Origin of the sequence: Mycobacterium sp. 1423905.2, assembly GCF_001673155.1 — a bacterium.
In the GTDB taxonomy this organism is placed as follows: Bacteria; Actinomycetota; Actinomycetes; order Mycobacteriales; family Mycobacteriaceae; genus Mycobacterium.
On sequence record NZ_LZLE01000334.1, the window covers coordinates 1 to 1,183 of the forward strand.

Annotated in this window: 1 protein-coding gene; it reads right to left on the bottom strand. The window is 65.7% G+C overall.

Features of this window, described 5'->3' with window-relative positions; genetic code table 11:
• Window positions 1–1,177, bottom strand: a 1,177-nt coding sequence (locus A9W95_RS22920; RefSeq protein WP_253851739.1) for a class I adenylate-forming enzyme family protein, incomplete at its 3' end; no start/stop codon positions are given.
• Window positions 1,178–1,183: the final 6 nt, after the last annotated feature.

Here is a 1,183-nt window from a genome sequence, read left to right on the forward strand (position 1 = left end):
TGTGCACGCGGCCCGCCTCGTCGACGCGCACCACGTCACCGGTGTGCAGCCAGCCATCGATGATGGTGGCGGCGGTGGTGTCCGGGCGGTTCCAGTAGCCGGCGGTCACGTTGGCGCCGCGCACCACCAGTTCACCATTTTTCGGGTCGTCGCCGTAGGGCATGACACCGAGTTCCACCGAGGGCACCGCATAGCCCACCGAGTCGGCGTGTTCGACTGCATCGGAGTCCGGCAGCACGGTCATCAGCGACGCGGTCTCGGTCATGCCGTAGCCGTTGAACACCGTGGCCCGCGGGAACGCTTCCTTGACGCTGCGGACCAGGGACGGCGCGATCGGAGCACCCCCATATCCGACCCATCGCACGCCAGAGACATCGGTATCGGCAAAAGCCTTGTGGCGCAACAGCAATGAGTAGACCGCGGGAACGGTCACCATGGAGGAGATCCGTTCGGCGGTCACCGCGCCGATCAACCCATCGAGGTCCAGCGCGGGCATGATCACCGAGCTTCCGCCGGTGCGCATCGCGCTCAGAAGTTGCGCGTTGCATCCCGTTACGTGGAACAGCGGGACCGAGATGAGCGTGCGGAACTGCTCGCCGAGCTCGCTTGTTCCACCGATCGAGCGAAGCATGTTTTCGGTGTTGGTGACAAACGCCTCGTGCGTGGTCGGCACTCCTTTGGGATGACCGGTGGTTCCGGAGGTGTAGAACAGGGCGGCGACGTCGTCGGCGCTCAGTTTTTCGGTCACATAGGGGTTGTCGTCGGGCAAGGCGCCGTCGCCGGCCAGATCCACGTGCGCGCCGGCGTCGGACAGCACGAACTCGACCTCGGGTTGGGTAAGTCGCGTATTGACCGGCACCGCAACACCTCCGGCCAGCACCGCGCCCCAGAACGCCAACACCCAATTGACACCGGCGGGGTATCTGATGGCGACGCGGTCACCCCGCTTCAGACCACCGGCCCGCAATCCTCCGGCAACCCGCGCCGAACGGTCCCATAGCTGCCGGTAGGTCAATCGCTCGCCGCCGAGTTCGGCGACCGCCTCGCTGTCCGGACGACGGTCGACGTGGTAGGCGAGCATCTCCAGGAGTGTGGCCGGCAGGTGGTCGTAGTGCGGGATCCCGTTGTCGTCCAGAGTGACTCCGGTCAACGGGTACGGGTTGTGATCGCGAGAGATCCTGGT